Source organism: Nonomuraea sp. SBT364, from assembly GCF_001083785.1.
In the GTDB taxonomy this organism is placed as follows: Bacteria; Actinomycetota; Actinomycetes; order Streptosporangiales; family Streptosporangiaceae; genus Nonomuraea.
Window position 1 is genome coordinate 1 of record NZ_LAVL01000181.1, and the last position, 15,768, is coordinate 15,768.

General features: G+C 74.1%; 14 protein-coding genes and 2 pseudogenes. 8 read left to right on the plus strand and 8 right to left on the minus strand.

Going from position 1 to position 15,768, the window contains the following annotated elements; genetic code table 11:
• Window positions 1-895: protein kinase domain-containing protein (locus tag ADY59_RS40860; RefSeq protein WP_156326053.1), on the minus strand; the 895-nt coding region annotated here is incomplete at its 3' end.
• Window positions 896-1,158: 263 nt separating this feature from the next.
• On the opposite strand from ADY59_RS40860, the gene ADY59_RS40865 reads away from it, so the two are divergent.
• Together ADY59_RS40865 and ADY59_RS40870 are read left to right on the plus strand one after the other, a co-directional pair.
• Entirely contained in the window at window positions 1,159-1,755 is a 597-nt protein-coding gene (locus ADY59_RS40865; protein WP_049574681.1) for a TetR/AcrR family transcriptional regulator, read from the plus strand.
• Window positions 1,748-3,028 carry a glycosyltransferase gene (locus ADY59_RS40870; protein WP_049574683.1) on the plus strand — a complete coding sequence of 427 codons (1,281 nt, stop codon included), beginning with the start codon at window positions 1,748-1,750 and terminating at the stop codon, window positions 3,026-3,028. The genes ADY59_RS40865 and ADY59_RS40870 overlap by 8 nt, the downstream gene beginning before the upstream one ends.
• On the opposite strand, the gene ADY59_RS40875 is transcribed toward ADY59_RS40870, so the two are convergent.
• The 3 genes from ADY59_RS40875 to ADY59_RS40885 are packed head-to-tail and all read right to left on the minus strand — an operon-like array spanning window position 2,991 to window position 6,012.
• Window positions 2,991-4,199, minus strand: a complete 1,209-nt coding sequence (locus ADY59_RS40875; RefSeq protein WP_049574685.1) for a metal-dependent hydrolase family protein — start codon at window positions 4,197-4,199, stop codon at window positions 2,991-2,993. The genes ADY59_RS40870 and ADY59_RS40875 overlap by 38 nt on opposite strands.
• Window positions 4,196-4,621: a GAF domain-containing protein gene (locus ADY59_RS40880; RefSeq protein WP_049574688.1), complete on the minus strand. Its 426-nt coding sequence runs from the start codon at window positions 4,619-4,621 to the stop codon at window positions 4,196-4,198. The genes ADY59_RS40875 and ADY59_RS40880 overlap by 4 nt, the downstream gene beginning before the upstream one ends.
• A complete protein-coding gene (locus ADY59_RS40885; RefSeq protein WP_049574691.1) occupies window positions 4,618-6,012 on the minus strand; it encodes an MFS transporter in 1,395 nt (464 codons plus the stop codon). Before ADY59_RS40885 ends, ADY59_RS40880 begins: the two co-directional genes overlap by 4 nt.
• A gap of 133 nt (window positions 6,013-6,145) precedes the next feature.
• Between ADY59_RS40885 and ADY59_RS40890 the strand changes: the two genes are divergently transcribed.
• Both ADY59_RS40890 and ADY59_RS51960 read left to right on the plus strand, forming a co-directional pair.
• The gene (locus ADY59_RS40890; protein WP_049574695.1) at window positions 6,146-7,018 is read left to right on the plus strand and encodes a MurR/RpiR family transcriptional regulator; all 873 of its coding nucleotides are present in this window, start codon (window positions 6,146-6,148) and stop codon (window positions 7,016-7,018) included.
• Between the two features lie 67 nt (window positions 7,019-7,085).
• Window positions 7,086-7,781: pseudogene (locus ADY59_RS51960) on the plus strand (serine/threonine-protein kinase); the annotation flags it as partial.
• A gap of 158 nt (window positions 7,782-7,939) precedes the next feature.
• On the opposite strand, the pseudogene ADY59_RS51965 reads toward ADY59_RS51960, so the two are convergent.
• Window positions 7,940-8,683: pseudogene (locus ADY59_RS51965) on the minus strand (serine/threonine-protein kinase); the annotation flags it as partial.
• A gap of 67 nt (window positions 8,684-8,750) precedes the next feature.
• Window positions 8,751-9,623: a MurR/RpiR family transcriptional regulator gene (locus ADY59_RS40905; protein ID WP_049574695.1), complete on the minus strand. Its 873-nt coding sequence runs from the start codon at window positions 9,621-9,623 to the stop codon at window positions 8,751-8,753.
• Window positions 9,624-9,756: 133 nt separating this feature from the next.
• On the opposite strand from ADY59_RS40905, the gene ADY59_RS40910 reads away from it, so the two are divergent.
• From ADY59_RS40910 to ADY59_RS40920, 3 genes are read left to right on the plus strand one after another with little or no spacing between them, the layout of a single operon-like run.
• Window positions 9,757-11,151: an MFS transporter gene (locus tag ADY59_RS40910; protein ID WP_049574691.1), complete on the plus strand. Its 1,395-nt coding sequence runs from the start codon at window positions 9,757-9,759 to the stop codon at window positions 11,149-11,151.
• Window positions 11,148-11,573, plus strand: a complete 426-nt coding sequence (locus tag ADY59_RS40915) for a GAF domain-containing protein (protein ID WP_049574688.1) — start codon at window positions 11,148-11,150, stop codon at window positions 11,571-11,573. The genes ADY59_RS40910 and ADY59_RS40915 overlap by 4 nt, the downstream gene beginning before the upstream one ends.
• On the plus strand, window positions 11,570-12,778 hold the full coding sequence (locus ADY59_RS40920) for a metal-dependent hydrolase family protein (protein ID WP_049574685.1): 1,209 nt from the start codon (window positions 11,570-11,572) through the stop codon (window positions 12,776-12,778). The genes ADY59_RS40915 and ADY59_RS40920 overlap by 4 nt, the downstream gene beginning before the upstream one ends.
• On the opposite strand, the gene ADY59_RS40925 is transcribed toward ADY59_RS40920, so the two are convergent.
• Both ADY59_RS40925 and ADY59_RS40930 read right to left on the minus strand, forming a co-directional pair.
• The gene (locus ADY59_RS40925; protein WP_049574683.1) at window positions 12,741-14,021 is read right to left on the minus strand and encodes a glycosyltransferase; all 1,281 of its coding nucleotides are present in this window, start codon (window positions 14,019-14,021) and stop codon (window positions 12,741-12,743) included. The two genes, ADY59_RS40920 and ADY59_RS40925, sit on opposite strands and share 38 nt — an antisense overlap.
• Window positions 14,014-14,610, minus strand: a complete 597-nt coding sequence (locus tag ADY59_RS40930) for a TetR/AcrR family transcriptional regulator (protein ID WP_049574681.1) — start codon at window positions 14,608-14,610, stop codon at window positions 14,014-14,016. The genes ADY59_RS40925 and ADY59_RS40930 overlap by 8 nt, the downstream gene beginning before the upstream one ends.
• A 263-nt stretch (window positions 14,611-14,873) precedes the next feature.
• On the opposite strand from ADY59_RS40930, the gene ADY59_RS40935 reads away from it, so the two are divergent.
• The coding region (locus ADY59_RS40935) for a protein kinase domain-containing protein (RefSeq protein ID WP_156326054.1) at window positions 14,874-15,768 on the plus strand (895 nt) is incomplete at its 3' end.

Here is a 15,768-nt window from a genome sequence, read left to right on the forward strand (position 1 = left end):
GGCCGGCCGCGGCCGCCCCCGCCGGGCCGGCAGGCCCGTCAGCGGGACGGCCCGTGCCGTCCGCGGTCGGCGGGGGTGCGGGGAAGACGTCGGGGACGAGGGATTGGGTGGAGTGCCCGACCAGGCGGAGCAGGACCTCCCCGGAGTCCGGCCGCCCGGCGGGGTCCTCGGCCAGGCACGCGCCCACCACGGGACGCAGGTGCTCCTCCAGCACGGCCAGGTCAGGCTCGTGCCGGGCGACGCGGCTGACCGTCTCGGCCGTCGAACCGCCCTCGAAGGGCGGCGACCCCGTCGCCGCGTACAGCAGCGTGGCCGCCCAGGCGAACACGTCCGCCGCCTCCCCGCCGCCCGAGCCCGCCACCTGCTCGGGCGCGGAGTACGCGACCCGGCCGAGGGCGCGGGTAGGGGCCGGGGGGCCGGCGTCGGCGAGTCCGGCCAGGCCGTAGCCGGTGAGCCGGACGCCGTCGTCGCCGACGAAGACGGTGCCGGGGTGCAGGTCGCCGTGCGTGACGCCGTTCTGGTGCAGCCCCACGAGGGCGGAGGCCATCGCGATGGCGAGCCGGTGCAGCGCCGTGCCGGTCATCGCGCCGCCGGCCGCCACGGCATCGCGCAGCGGCCGGCCCGGCACGTGCTCGCCCACCAGGTACGGCCTGCCGTCCAGCACACCGGTCGCCAGCACCCGGGCCAGCGACGGCGCCCTGGCGGCGGTCAGCGCGGCGGCCACGCGCCCGAACCCGTCCGCCCCGCCCCGCAGCCAGGTGATCTCCACGTGCGAGCCGCCGGCGTCACGGGCCAGGAACACGGGCCCCCGCTCGTCGTCCCGTAACCGCCCCAGCAATGCGAACCCGCCGATGTCCGCGGGATCGGATCGCTGCAGAGGGGAAATATCCGTCATTGCCTCAGCAATTTCCTCGACAGCAGACCGCCTGATTATGGATCAGCCGCTTCAGGCCATGGAAGACCGGCGGCCTGCCCAAAAGTGGAGAGGGCTGTAGCCGATCGAGGGCCAGGTGCCGATCCCGTCCGCGGTGCCCGCCGGCACGGTGTGCGCCGGCCACGCTCAGGCCCGGCCCGGCCCGGCGGGGGCACCCCATCGCCCCCGAGCGCGGATTTGGTTTGACTAGCCGCCCAATTGAATATAGGTATGACTCCATGCAAATGGAGAGCAGGCGTCCGTACCGGCTGGGTGCGCGCGCCGCCGCCATGGAGGCCACCCGGGCTCGGGTGCTGGAGGCGGCGGCGGAGCTGTGGACGCGGCGCTGGTACGACGACGTCACGCTGCAGCACGTCGCCGAGGCGGCGGGCGTGTCGGTGCAGACGATCGTCAACCGCTTCGGCGGCAAGGAGGAGCTGGCCGACGCCGTGGCCGACTGGATCGCCACCCGGGCCGCCGACACCCGCCGGGCCCCGGCCGGCGACGTGGCGGCGGTCGTGTCCGCGCTGTTCGACGACTACGAGCGCGACGGCGACGCCGTCGTGCTGTGGATCGCGCAGATCGACCGGGTCCCGGCCATCGCCAGGGCCGCCGCCCACGCGCGGGACCTGCACCGGGCGTGGCTCGAACGCGTCTTCGCCGACCGCCTCCCCGCCTCGGGGCCCTCTCGCGAGCACGCGCTGCACCTGCACTACGCCGCCACCGACGTCAGCCTGTGGAAGCTGTGGCGGCGCGACCTCGGCCTGCCGCGCGCGGACGCCGAACGCGCCATGCGTGACCTGCTGACCTCGATCGATCCGCGGAAGAGTGACCATGAGTAGCAATTTCCTGTTCGCCACCTGGTCCGGCGGCGGAGCCGTGCCGCCCACCCTCTCGGTCGCCCGCGCGCTGCGCGAACGCGGCCACCGCGTCCGGGTGCTGGCCGACAGGTCGCTGCACGGCGAGGTCGCCGCCACCGGGGCGGAGCCGGTCGCCTGGACGAGCGCGCCCCAGGGCGACACCACCGACCCGGCGCAGGACGTACTGAAGGACTTCGAGGCCCGCACGCCGATGGGCGCGTTCGCGCGGCTGCGTGACCGCCTCGTCTGCGGGCCCGCGGCCGACTTCGCCCGCGACACGCTGGCCGAGCTTCGCGCCCATCCGGCCGACGTGCTGGTCTCCGACTTCTCGCTGCTGGGTACGCTCACCGCCGGCGAGGCCGCCGGGATCCCGGTGGCCGCACTCGGCACGACCCTCTACCCGTTCGCCACCCCGGGGGCTCCGCCGTTCGGGCCGGGGCTCAGGCCGGCCACCGGCGCGCTGGGCCGCCTGCGTGACCGGATCGTGGCGGAGATGACCCTCAGACCGTGGGCCAAGGGCCTGCCGGCGCTCAACGCGGCCCGCGCCGCAACCGGCCTGCGGCCGGTGGAATCGGTCATCAGCGCGTTCGCCCGCGTCGACCGGTTCCTCGTGCTGTCACCGCGCGCGCTCGACTACCCGGGACGCCGGTTCCCCGAGTACGTACGCCACGTCGGCCCCCGGCTGGACGATCCCGCCTGGGCCGGGGAGCTGGAGCTGCCCCCGGGTGACGCGCCGCTGGCGCTGGTCAGCCTCAGCTCGACGTTCATGAACCAGCGCGCGCTGCTCGACCGCATCGCCCAGGCTCTGGGGACGTTGCCGGTGCGCGGGCTGCTGACCACCGGCCCGGCCGTGGATCCGGCGACGGTCCGCGCGCCCGGCAACGTCCTGGTCACCGCCGTGGCCCCGCACGGCGCCGTGCTGCCCCACGCCGCGCTGACGATCACGCACGCCGGGCACGGCACGGCCGTCAAGTCGCTGGCCGCGGGCGTCCCCCTGGTCTGCGTGCCGCTCGGGCGGGACCAGGGCGAGGTGGCGCGGCGCGTCGAGCTCGCCGGCGCGGGGCTCGTCGTGAACAAGAGCGCCTCGGCGAGGACGATCGCCCGCGCCGTGGACCAGGTCCTGCACGACCGCTCCTACCCGAGGGAGGCGCGGCGGCTGGCGGACGAGATCGCCGCCGAGACGGCCTCCGACCGCGCGGTCGCCGAACTGGAGTCCCTCACGAAACGACCGCTCCGGCCTGGATCACGTGCCTGATGTGGCCGGGGTCGGCGAGGACGCCCAGGTCGGCGAGCGGGTCGCCGTCGAGGACCAGCAGGTCGGCGTGCGCGCCCTCGGCGAGCGTGCCGATCTCGCCGGTCATGCCGAGCAGCTCGGCCGCGTTCACCGTGGCGGCGCGCAGCACGTCGAGGGGCTTCTGCACCTCGCCGCGCAGGCGGAACTCCTGGTTCTGGTGCCGGTGCATGCCGCCCAGCAGGTCGCTGCCGTACACGAGCCGCACGCCGCCGACGGCGGCGCGTTCCAGCGCCGCCAGGCCCGCGCCGAGCACCGCGTCGACCTTGCGCCAGCTCGGCTCGGGCAGCCCGTGCGCGACGCCCTCCTCCTTGAGCGACCAGTACGTGACCAGCGTCGGCACCAGGTAGGCGTCGTGCTCCAGGAACAGCTCGACGCTGCGGTCGTCCAGCAGGTTGCCGTGCTCGATGGAGCGCACCCCCGCCTCCAGCGCCCGGTTCACCGCGCGGGCGGTGTACGCGTGCGCCGCCACGTAGCGGTTGGCCGCCTCGGCCTCGTCCACGATGGCGCGCAGTTCCTCCATCGAGTACTGCGTGGAGTCGATGCGGTCGGTGGGGGAGGCGACGCCGCCGGAGGCCATCACCTTGATGTGGTGCGCGCCCTTGCGCAGCTCGTCGCGGGCGGCGGCGCGGACCGCGTCCACCCCGTCGGCGACCCGGCCGAGCCCGGCGCAGCACGGGTGGTCGTCGTGCACCCGGGTGCCGCGGGCGCGCGAGTCGCCGTGGCCGCCGGTCTGGCTGAGCGCCCGGCCGCAGAACAGCAGCCGCGGCCCCCGGATCAGCCCTTCGGCCTGCGCGTCGGACAGCCCGTAGTCGGCGCCGGAGGCGTCCCGGACGGTGGTGAAGCCGCGGTCCAGCATCCCGCCCATGATGCGGGCGCTGTGCGCGGCCACGTACGAGGGCGACCAGGAGGTGAGCCCGCCCAGGTCGGCGGTCGCGGCCGTGACGTGCACGTGCGCGTCGATCAGGCCCGGTACGACGACCGCGCCGGCCAGGTCGATGACCCGGGTGCCGTCGGGGGCGCTCAGGCCGGGGCCGGTCTCGGCGACGCGGCCGTCGGCGCAGCGCAGGTCGGCCTCGGTGTATTCGCCGGTGGCGGGGTCGAGCAGCAGGGCGTGGCGCAGCAGCAGGCTCATCGGGCACCCCGCAGCGCGGGCACGGCCAGCGGCGCGAGCGCCTCGGCGGCGGCCACGGACCTCTCGTCGTAGCTGCCCTCGGCGTCCAGGATGTTGAGCGCGCCGAGCACGGTGTCCCCGTCCACGACGGGCACGTTGACGATGGCGCCGCAGCCGAGGCTCTCGATCAGCTCGTGGTCGGCGAAGATCTCCCGTACGGCGGCGCGGTCGCGGCCCAGGTAGGGCAGCCGCTGCTCGATGCAGCGGGTCAGCCACTCCTGCGCGACCTCGACCGTCTTCTCGCCGCCCACCGGGTACTGCTCCGGGTGGCTGCTGTGCACGCGGCGCAGCGCGCGCCGCTCCGGGATCCAGGCGAGCACGGTGAACAACCGCACCCCCACCTGCTCGCGTACCTTCTCCTGCAGTTCCGGCAGCCCGGTCACGACGTCATCTCCTTAGCGGCGCCGGCGGGGTCGCCCCGCTCGGTCAGGTCTTCCAGGGAACGCCCGGCCGTGGCCAGGCCGAACACCATCACGCAGATCACCCCGGCCGCGAGCACGGCCGTGGTCATGGTGAACACGCCGCCGAAGCCGAGGCTGGCGTAGGACAGGCCGATGATGGTGGGAGCGAGAATGCTGCCGACGCGGCCGAACGCGCTCGACAGGCCGGTTCCGGTGGCCCGGATCCAGGTGGGGAACACCTCGGGGGTGTAGGAGTAGACGCCGGCGTACGTGCCGTTCAGGAAGAACGACAGCACCGCGCCCGCGACCGTGATCGACACCGGCGTGTCCATCTGCGACAGCCAGAAGGCGCTGACCGCCGAGCCCGCGAGGTAGATCGCGATCGTGTTCTTGCGGTCCAGCCGCTCCGACAGCCAGGCGGCGGAGAAGTAGCCGGGGACCTGCGCCAGGTAGATGATCAGCGAGAACTCGAAGCTCTTCGTCACCGTGATGCCCCGCTCCACGAGCAGCGTGGGGATCCAGGAGAAGAAGCCGTAGTAGGAGAACGTGATCACGAACCAGATCAGCCAGATGACGCCGGTGCGCCTGGCCATGGCCCGGCTCCACAGGAACCGCATCGCGTTGACCAGCGTGACCTTCGGCGTCTCCCTGACGGGCAGCGCGACCTCGGCCTCGGGCACCGGGGGCAGCGGCCGGCCGGTGGCCAGCTCGACGCGCCGTTCGAGGTCGGCCACCACGGCCTCGGCCTCATCGGTGCGGCCGTGCTGCAGCAGGAAGCGCGGCGACTCCGGCAGCGAGCGCCGCCACCACAGCAGCATCAGGATCGGCACGGCGGTGATGATCTGCGCGATCCGCCAGCCGTCGTCGAACGTGGGCACCACGAACCGGCCGATGAGCGCCGCCCCGACGAACCCGAACGAGAAGAACCCGGCCAGCGCGCCGATGAACCAGCCGCGCCGCTTGGCGGGCACGAACTCGGACAGGAACGGCGCGATGATCGCGCTCTCGGCGCCCGCCCCGGCCCCGGCCAGCACCCGCGCGCCGAGGAACACCTCGTAGTTCGGCGCGAACGCGGCCACGACGGAGAACACCGCGTAGAAGGCGAGCGCGTACATCATGACCTTCTTGCGGCCGATGCGGTCGCCGAGCAGGCCCGCCGCGATCGCGCCGAACAGGAAGCCGAACGGTGAGGCCGAGCCGATGAAGCCGAGCTGGCCGTTGTCCAGGTTCCACGCCTCCTGGGCGCTCGGCAGCAGGAACGCGACGACGGCCGAGTCCATGCCGTCGAAGGTGTAGCCGAGGCCGCCTATCAGGAGCAGGAGGTAGTGCGGACGGCTCAGGGGGAGCCTGTCCAACCGGGCCAGCAAGGTCATGGCACAGCCTTCCTAGGGCACATAGCCCTGCACAAAGGGGGAGTTCTTGCAACGTATAGTGCAAATCACCCGAAATGCAATGGTCCTTGCAATATTTGGAAATGTACGATGACTCCCGAGCGAGGGGGGACGCGTGACGGACAGCTTCGAGGACTGGCTGCGCGAACGCGTGCCCGAGCGCGGGCTGCGGCCCAAGGCGGCGGCCGTCGTGGACATCCTCATCACGCAGCCGCGCCGGGCCTCGTTCGGCTCGGCCGCCGAGCTCGCCGCGCTGGCCGGCGCCAACGTGGCCACCGTCACGCGCACCGCGCAGGCGCTCGGCTTCGCCGGCTGGCCCGCGCTCCAGCAGGAGCTGCGCGCCCGCTACCTGTCCTCGCTCAGCGCGCCGCAGGTCGCCGCGGAGCACAGCGGCGAGGGCTCGCCCAGCTCCCGCTCGCTCCGGCGCGACCTCGACAGTCTCGCCCTGCTCAACCGGCGCCTGGACGAGAACGTGCTGCGGACCATCGCCGAGGCCGTCGCCGCCGCGCGCCGCACGGTGATCGTCGCCGACGGCAGCTACGCGGCGGTCGGCATGGCGCTCGCGCACAACGCCCGCATCGCGGGCTACCCGGTCGCGGCGGTCACCGCGGGCGACGCCGAGCTGTCCAACACCGTCGCGGCGATCGGCCCCGGCGACGTGCTGATCGCCATCAGCTTCTGGCGGCTGTACGAGAGCACCGTGCTGGCCGCGCACGAGGCGCGCACGCGCGGAGCGAGGGTGTTCGCCCTGACCGACGCGGCCAGTCCCGCCCTGGCCGAGGCGGCCGAGGAGGTGGTGATGGTCCCCGCGGAGGGCGTGGCGTTCTTCCCGTCCCTGACCGCCGGCCTGGCCGTCGCCCAGGCGCTGGTCACCCAGCTCGCGGCGGTCGATCCGGCGCGCACGGCCACCGCCATCGAGACGGCGGAGCGGATGTGGACCAAGTTCGGCCTGCTCCACCGCCGTCCCTCCGGCGGCGAACCCGCCTGAACCGCCCACCGGTCCTGATATATCCCGCTAAGGTGCCTGGGTTGATCATCCGCAACCCGGGAGCCGCATGCCGAACCTCGAACCCCTGCGCGAGGGCGATCCCGCGGCGGTCGGCGGCTACCGGCTGGTGGGCCGGCTCGGCGCGGGCGGCCAGGGCGTCGTCTACCTGGGGCGGGACGCCGACGGCCGGCCGGTGGCCGTCAAGGTGCTCCGCGAGGGCATGACCGGCGGCCGGTTCGCCAAGGAGATCGCCGCCGCCCGCCGGGTCGACCCGTTCTGCGTCGCCCAGGTGCTCGACGCCTCGCTGGGCGGCAGGCCGTACATCGTCAGCGAGTACGTCGAGGGGCCCTCGCTGCAGCAGACGGGCCCCCGCGCCGGGGCGGACCTGCAGCGGCTGGCGGTCAGCACCGCCACGGCGCTGACCGCCATCCACCAGGCGGGCATCGTGCACCGCGACTTCAAGCCCGCCAACGTGCTGCTCGGCCGGGACGGGCCGCGGGTCATCGACTTCGGCATCGCCCGCGCCGCCGACGCCGCGCTCACCGTCACCAGCGGCATCGTCGGCACGCCCGCGTACATGGCCCCGGAGCAGCTCGCCGGCGCGCCCGCCGGGCCGCCGGCGGACGTCTTCGCCTGGGCCTGCGTGATCGTCTTCGCCGCCACCGGCGCCCCGCCGTTCGGCGACGACACCATACCGGCGGTCATCAGCCGCATCCTCACCGCCGAACCGTGGCTCGGCGACCTGCCGGAGCCGCTGCGCTCGACGGTGTACGCGTGCCTCTCCAAGGAGCCGGCCGCCCGCCCCGCCATGCAGGCCGTCCTCCTCGCCCTCCTCTCCGGCCGCACCCCCGCCCCCAGCGGCGCCCGGGCGCCGCTGGGGGCGGGGGTGCGGCCGGAGAGGAGGGCGAGGAGGACGGCCTGCATGGCGGGGCGGGCGGCCGGCTCCTTGGAGAGGCACGCGTACACCGTCGAGCGCAGCGGCTCCGGCAGGTCGCCGAGCCACGGTTCGGCGGTGAGGATGCGGCTGATGACCGCCGGTATGGTGTCGTCGCCGAACGGCGGGGCGCCGGTGGCGGCGAAGACGATCACGCAGGCCCAGGCGAAGACGTCCGCCGGCGGCCCGGCGGGCGCGCCGGCGAGCTGCTCCGGGGCCATGTACGCGGGCGTGCCGACGATGCCGCTGGTGACGGTGAGCGCGGCGTCGGCGGCGCGGGCGATGCCGAAGTCGATGACCCGCGGCCCGTCCCGGCCGAGCAGCACGTTGGCGGGCTTGAAGTCGCGGTGCACGATGCCCGCCTGGTGGATGGCGGTCAGCGCCGTGGCGGTGCTGACCGCCAGCCGCTGCAGGTCCGCCCCGGCGCGGGGGCCCGTCTGCTGCAGCGAGGGCCCCTCGACGTACTCGCTGACGATGTACGGCCTGCCGCCCAGCGAGGCGTCGAGCACCTGGGCGACGCAGAACGGGTCGACCCGGCGGGCGGCGGCGATCTCCTTGGCGAACCGGCCGCCGGTCATGCCCTCGCGGAGCACCTTGACGGCCACCGGCCGGCCGTCGGCGTCCCGCCCCAGGTAGACGACGCCCTGGCCGCCCGCGCCGAGCCGGCCCACCAGCCGGTAGCCGCCGACCGCCGCGGGATCGCCCTCGCGCAGGGGTTCGAGGTTCGGCATGCGGCTCCCGGGTTGCGGATGATCAACCCAGGCACCTTAGCGGGATATATCAGGACCGGTGGGCGGTTCAGGCGGGTTCGCCGCCGGAGGGACGGCGGTGGAGCAGGCCGAACTTGGTCCACATCCGCTCCGCCGTCTCGATGGCGGTGGCCGTGCGCGCCGGATCGACCGCCGCGAGCTGGGTGACCAGCGCCTGGGCGACGGCCAGGCCGGCGGTCAGGGACGGGAAGAACGCCACGCCCTCCGCGGGGACCATCACCACCTCCTCGGCCGCCTCGGCCAGGGCGGGACTGGCCGCGTCGGTCAGGGCGAACACCCTCGCTCCGCGCGTGCGCGCCTCGTGCGCGGCCAGCACGGTGCTCTCGTACAGCCGCCAGAAGCTGATGGCGATCAGCACGTCGCCGGGGCCGATCGCCGCGACGGTGTTGGACAGCTCGGCGTCGCCCGCGGTGACCGCCGCGACCGGGTAGCCCGCGATGCGGGCGTTGTGCGCGAGCGCCATGCCGACCGCCGCGTAGCTGCCGTCGGCGACGATCACCGTGCGGCGCGCGGCGGCGACGGCCTCGGCGATGGTCCGCAGCACGTTCTCGTCCAGGCGCCGGTTGAGCAGGGCGAGACTGTCGAGGTCGCGCCGGAGCGAGCGGGAGCTGGGCGAGCCCTCGCCGCTGTGCTCCGCGGCGACCTGCGGCGCGCTGAGCGAGGACAGGTAGCGGGCGCGCAGCTCCTGCTGGAGCGCGGGCCAGCCGGCGAAGCCGAGCGCCTGCGCGGTGCGCGTGACGGTGGCCACGTTGGCGCCGGCCAGCGCGGCGAGCTCGGCGGCCGAGCCGAACGAGGCCCGGCGCGGCTGCGTGATGAGGATGTCCACGACGGCCGCCGCCTTGGGCCGCAGCCCGCGCTCGGGCACGCGTTCGCGCAGCCAGTCCTCGAAGCTGTCCGTCACGCGTCCCCCCTCGCTCGGGAGTCATCGTACATTTCCAAATATTGCAAGGACCATTGCATTTCGGGTGATTTGCACTATACGTTGCAAGAACTCCCCCTTTGTGCAGGGCTATGTGCCCTAGGAAGGCTGTGCCATGACCTTGCTGGCCCGGTTGGACAGGCTCCCCCTGAGCCGTCCGCACTACCTCCTGCTCCTGATAGGCGGCCTCGGCTACACCTTCGACGGCATGGACTCGGCCGTCGTCGCGTTCCTGCTGCCGAGCGCCCAGGAGGCGTGGAACCTGGACAACGGCCAGCTCGGCTTCATCGGCTCGGCCTCACCGTTCGGCTTCCTGTTCGGCGCGATCGCGGCGGGCCTGCTCGGCGACCGCATCGGCCGCAAGAAGGTCATGATGTACGCGCTCGCCTTCTACGCGGTGTTCTCCGTCGTGGCCGCGTTCGCGCCGAACTACGAGGTGTTCCTCGGCGCGCGGGTGCTGGCCGGGGCCGGGGCGGGCGCCGAGAGCGCGATCATCGCGCCGTTCCTGTCCGAGTTCGTGCCCGCCAAGCGGCGCGGCTGGTTCATCGGCGCGCTGGCCGGGTTCTTCTCGTTCGGGTTCGTCGGGGCGGCGCTCATCGGCCGGTTCGTGGTGCCCACGTTCGACGACGGCTGGCGGATCGCGCAGATCATCACCGCCGTGCCGATCCTGATGCTGCTGTGGTGGCGGCGCTCGCTGCCGGAGTCGCCGCGCTTCCTGCTGCAGCACGGCCGCACCGATGAGGCCGAGGCCGTGGTGGCCGACCTCGAACGGCGCGTCGAGCTGGCCACCGGCCGGCCGCTGCCCCCGGTGCCCGAGGCCGAGGTCGCGCTGCCCGTCAGGGAGACGCCGAAGGTCACGCTGGTCAACGCGATGCGGTTCCTGTGGAGCCGGGCCATGGCCAGGCGCACCGGCGTCATCTGGCTGATCTGGTTCGTGATCACGTTCTCCTACTACGGCTTCTTCTCCTGGATCCCCACGCTGCTCGTGGAGCGGGGCATCACGGTGACGAAGAGCTTCGAGTTCTCGCTGATCATCTACCTGGCGCAGGTCCCCGGCTACTTCTCCGCCGCCTGGCTGTCGGAGCGGCTGGACCGCAAGAACACGATCGCGATCTACCTCGCGGGCTCGGCGGTCAGCGCCTTCTGGCTGTCGCAGATGGACACGCCGGTGTCGATCACGGTCGCGGGCGCGGTGCTGTCGTTCTTCCTGAACGGCACGTACGCCGGCGTCTACTCCTACACCCCCGAGGTGTTCCCCACCTGGATCCGGGCCACCGGAACCGGCCTGTCGAGCGCGTTCGGCCGCGTCGGCAGCATTCTCGCTCCCACCATCATCGGCCTGTCCTACGCCAGCCTCGGCTTCGGCGGCGTGTTCACCATGACCACGGCCGTGCTCGCGGCCGGGGTGATCTGCGTGATGGTGTTCGGCCTGGCCACGGCCGGGCGTTCCCTGGAAGACCTGACCGAGCGGGGCGACCCCGCCGGCGCCGCTAAGGAGATGACGTCGTGACCGGGCTGCCGGAACTGCAGGAGAAGGTACGCGAGCAGGTGGGGGTGCGGTTGTTCACCGTGCTCGCCTGGATCCCGGAGCGGCGCGCGCTGCGCCGCGTGCACAGCAGCCACCCGGAGCAGTACCCGGTGGGCGGCGAGAAGACGGTCGAGGTCGCGCAGGAGTGGCTGACCCGCTGCATCGAGCAGCGGCTGCCCTACCTGGGCCGCGACCGCGCCGCCGTACGGGAGATCTTCGCCGACCACGAGCTGATCGAGAGCCTCGGCTGCGGCGCCATCGTCAACGTGCCCGTCGTGGACGGGGACACCGTGCTCGGCGCGCTCAACATCCTGGACGCCGAGGGCAGCTACGACGAGAGGTCCGTGGCCGCCGCCGAGGCGCTCGCGCCGCTGGCCGTGCCCGCGCTGCGGGGTGCCCGATGAGCCTGCTGCTGCGCCACGCCCTGCTGCTCGACCCCGCCACCGGCGAATACACCGAGGCCGACCTGCGCTGCGCCGACGGCCGCGTCGCCGAGACCGGCCCCGGCCTGAGCGCCCCCGACGGCACCCGGGTCATCGACCTGGCCGGCGCGGTCGTCGTACCGGGCCTGATCGACGCGCACGTGCACGTCACGGCCGCGACCGCCGACCTGGGCGGGCTCACCTCCTGGTCGCCCTCGTACGTGGCCGCGCACAGCGCCCGCATCATGGGCGGGATGCTGGACCGCGGCTTCACCACCGTCCGGGACGCCTCCGGCGCCGACTACGGGCTGTCCGACGCGCAGGCCGAAGGGCTGATCCGGGGGCCGCGGCTGCTGTTCTGCGGCCGGGCGCTCAGCCAGACCGGCGGCCACGGCGACTCGCGCGCCCGCGGCACCCGGGTGCACGACGACCACCCGTGCTGCGCCGGGCTCGGCCGGGTCGCCGACGGGGTGGACGCGGTCCGCGCCGCCGCCCGCGACGAGCTGCGCAAGGGCGCGCACCACATCAAGGTGATGGCCTCCGGCGGCGTCGCCTCCCCCACCGACCGCATCGACTCCACGCAGTACTCGATGGAGGAACTGCGCGCCATCGTGGACGAGGCCGAGGCGGCCAACCGCTACGTGGCGGCGCACGCGTACACCGCCCGCGCGGTGAACCGGGCGCTGGAGGCGGGGGTGCGCTCCATCGAGCACGGCAACCTGCTGGACGACCGCAGCGTCGAGCTGTTCCTGGAGCACGACGCCTACCTGGTGCCGACGCTGGTCACGTACTGGTCGCTCAAGGAGGAGGGCGTCGCGCACGGGCTGCCCGAGCCGAGCTGGCGCAAGGTCGACGCGGTGCTCGGCGCGGGCCTGGCGGCGCTGGAACGCGCCGCCGTCGGCGGCGTGCGGCTCGTGTACGGCAGCGACCTGCTGGGCGGCATGCACCGGCACCAGAACCAGGAGTTCCGCCTGCGCGGCGAGGTGCAGAAGCCCCTCGACGTGCTGCGCGCCGCCACGGTGAACGCGGCCGAGCTGCTCGGCATGACCGGCGAGATCGGCACGCTCGCCGAGGGCGCGCACGCCGACCTGCTGGTCCTCGACGGCGACCCGCTCGCCGACCTGGGCGTCCTCGCCGACCCCGGCCACATCAGGCACGTGATCCAGGCCGGAGCGGTCGTTTCGTGAGGGACTCCAGTTCGGCGACCGCGCGGTCGGAGGCCGTCTCGGCGGCGATCTCGTCCGCCAGCCGCCGCGCCTCCCTCGGGTAGGAGCGGTCGTGCAGGACCTGGTCCACGGCGCGGGCGATCGTCCTCGCCGAGGCGCTCTTGTTCACGACGAGCCCCGCGCCGGCGAGCTCGACGCGCCGCGCCACCTCGCCCTGGTCCCGCCCGAGCGGCACGCAGACCAGGGGGACGCCCGCGGCCAGCGACTTGACGGCCGTGCCGTGCCCGGCGTGCGTGATCGTCAGCGCGGCGTGGGGCAGCACGGCGCCGTGCGGGGCCACGGCGGTGACCAGGACGTTGCCGGGCGCGCGGACCGTCGCCGGATCCACGGCCGGGCCGGTGGTCAGCAGCCCGCGCACCGGCAACGTCCCCAGAGCCTGGGCGATGCGGTCGAGCAGCGCGCGCTGGTTCATGAACGTCGAGCTGAGGCTGACCAGCGCCAGCGGCGCGTCACCCGGGGGCAGCTCCAGCTCCCCGGCCCAGGCGGGATCGTCCAGCCGGGGGCCGACGTGGCGTACGTACTCGGGGAACCGGCGTCCCGGGTAGTCGAGCGCGCGCGGTGACAGCACGAGGAACCGGTCGACGCGGGCGAACGCGCTGATGACCGATTCCACCGGCCGCAGGCCGGTTGCGGCGCGGGCCGCGTTGAGCGCCGGCAGGCCCTTGGCCCACGGTCTGAGGGTCATCTCCGCCACGATCCGGTCACGCAGGCGGCCCAGCGCGCCGGTGGCCGGCCTGAGCCCCGGCCCGAACGGCGGAGCCCCCGGGGTGGCGAACGGGTAGAGGGTCGTGCCGAGTGCGGCCACCGGGATCCCGGCGGCCTCGCCGGCGGTGAGCGTACCCAGCAGCGAGAAGTCGGAGACCAGCACGTCGGCCGGATGGGCGCGAAGCTCGGCCAGCGTGTCGCGGGCGAAGTCGGCCGCGGGCCCGCAGACGAGGCGGTCACGCAGCCGCGCGAACGCGCCCATCGGCGTGCGGGCCTCGAAGTCCTTCAGTACGTCCTGCGCCGGGTCGGTGGTGTCGCCCTGGGGCGCGCTCGTCCAGGCGACCGGCTCCGCCCCGGTGGCGGCGACCTCGCCGTGCAGCGACCTGTCGGCCAGCACCCGGACGCGGTGGCCGCGTTCGCGCAGCGCGCGGGCGACCGAGAGGGTGGGCGGCACGGCTCCGCCGCCGGACCAGGTGGCGAACAGGAAATTGCTACTCATGGTCACTCTTCCGCGGATCGATCGAGGTCAGCAGGTCACGCATGGCGCGTTCGGCGTCCGCGCGCGGCAGGCCGAGGTCGCGCCGCCACAGCTTCCACAGGCTGACGTCGGTGGCGGCGTAGTGCAGGTGCAGCGCGTGCTCGCGAGAGGGCCCCGAGGCGGGGAGGCGGTCGGCGAAGACGCGTTCGAGCCACGCCCGGTGCAGGTCCCGCGCGTGGGCGGCGGCCCTGGCGATGGCCGGGACCCGGTCGATCTGCGCGATCCACAGCACGACGGCGTCGCCGTCGCGCTCGTAGTCGTCGAACAGCGCGGACACGACCGCCGCCACGTCGCCGGCCGGGGCCCGGCGGGTGTCGGCGGCCCGGGTGGCGATCCAGTCGGCCACGGCGTCGGCCAGCTCCTCCTTGCCGCCGAAGCGGTTGACGATCGTCTGCACCGACACGCCCGCCGCCTCGGCGACGTGCTGCAGCGTGACGTCGTCGTACCAGCGCCGCGTCCACAGCTCCGCCGCCGCCTCCAGCACCCGAGCCCGGGTGGCCTCCATGGCGGCGGCGCGCGCACCCAGCCGGTACGGACGCCTGCTCTCCATTTGCATGGAGTCATACCTATATTCAATTGGGCGGCTAGTCAAACCAAATCCGCGCTCGGGGGCGATGGGGTGCCCCCGCCGGGCCGGGCCGGGCCTGAGCGTGGCCGGCGCACACCGTGCCGGCGGGCACCGCGGACGGGATCGGCACCTGGCCCTCGATCGGCTACAGCCCTCTCCACTTTTGGGCAGGCCGCCGGTCTTCCATGGCCTGAAGCGGCTGATCCATAATCAGGCGGTCTGCTGTCGAGGAAATTGCTGAGGCAATGACGGATATTTCCCCTCTGCAGCGATCCGATCCCGCGGACATCGGCGGGTTCGCATTGCTGGGGCGGTTACGGGACGACGAGCGGGGGCCCGTGTTCCTGGCCCGTGACGCCGGCGGCTCGCACGTGGAGATCACCTGGCTGCGGGGCGGGGCGGACGGGTTCGGGCGCGTGGCCGCCGCGCTGACCGCCGCCAGGGCGCCGTCGCTGGCCCGGGTGCTGGCGACCGGTGTGCTGGACGGCAGGCCGTACCTGGTGGGCGAGCACGTGCCGGGCCGGCCGCTGCGCGATGCCGTGGCGGCCGGCGGCGCGATGACCGGCACGGCGCTGCACCGGCTCGCCATCGCGATGGCCTCCGCCCTCGTGGGGCTGCACCAGAACGGCGTCACGCACGGCGACCTGCACCCCGGCACCGTCTTCGTCGGCGACGACGGCGTCCGGCTCACCGGCTACGGCCTGGCCGGACTCGCCGACGCCGGCCCCCCGGCCCCTACCCGCGCCCTCGGCCGGGTCGCGTACTCCGCGCCCGAGCAGGTGGCGGGCTCGGGCGGCGGGGAGGCGGCGGACGTGTTCGCCTGGGCGGCCACGCTGCTGTACGCGGCGACGGGGTCGCCGCCCTTCGAGGGCGGTTCGACGGCCGAGACGGTCAGCCGCGTCGCCCGGCACGAGCCTGACCTGGCCGTGCTGGAGGAGCACCTGCGTCCCGTGGTGGGCGCGTGCCTGGCCGAGGACCCCGCCGGGCGGCCGGACTCCGGGGAGGTCCTGCTCCGCCTGGTCGGGCACTCCACCCAATCCCTCGTCCCCGACGTCCTCCCCGCACCCCCGCCGACCGCGGACGGCACGGGCCGTCCCGCTGACGGGCCTGCCGGCCCGGCGGGGGCGGCCGCGGCCGGCC

Excerpts from the sequence above, each read along its gene's own strand:
- ADY59_RS40910 (WP_049574691.1), top strand. The coding sequence starts at position 9,757 with ATGACCTTGCTGGCCCGGTTGGACAGGCTCCCCCTGAGCCGTCCGCAC.
- ADY59_RS40920 (WP_049574685.1), top strand. The coding sequence starts at position 11,570 with ATGAGCCTGCTGCTGCGCCACGCCCTGCTGCTCGACCCCGCCACCGGC.
- ADY59_RS40870 (WP_049574683.1), top strand. The coding sequence starts at position 1,748 with ATGAGTAGCAATTTCCTGTTCGCCACCTGGTCCGGCGGCGGAGCCGTG.
- ADY59_RS40930 (WP_049574681.1), bottom strand. The coding sequence starts at position 14,610 with ATGGAGAGCAGGCGTCCGTACCGGCTGGGTGCGCGCGCCGCCGCCATG.
- ADY59_RS40885 (WP_049574691.1), bottom strand. The coding sequence starts at position 6,012 with ATGACCTTGCTGGCCCGGTTGGACAGGCTCCCCCTGAGCCGTCCGCAC.
- ADY59_RS40925 (WP_049574683.1), bottom strand. The coding sequence starts at position 14,021 with ATGAGTAGCAATTTCCTGTTCGCCACCTGGTCCGGCGGCGGAGCCGTG.
- ADY59_RS40865 (WP_049574681.1), top strand. The coding sequence starts at position 1,159 with ATGGAGAGCAGGCGTCCGTACCGGCTGGGTGCGCGCGCCGCCGCCATG.
- ADY59_RS40875 (WP_049574685.1), bottom strand. The coding sequence starts at position 4,199 with ATGAGCCTGCTGCTGCGCCACGCCCTGCTGCTCGACCCCGCCACCGGC.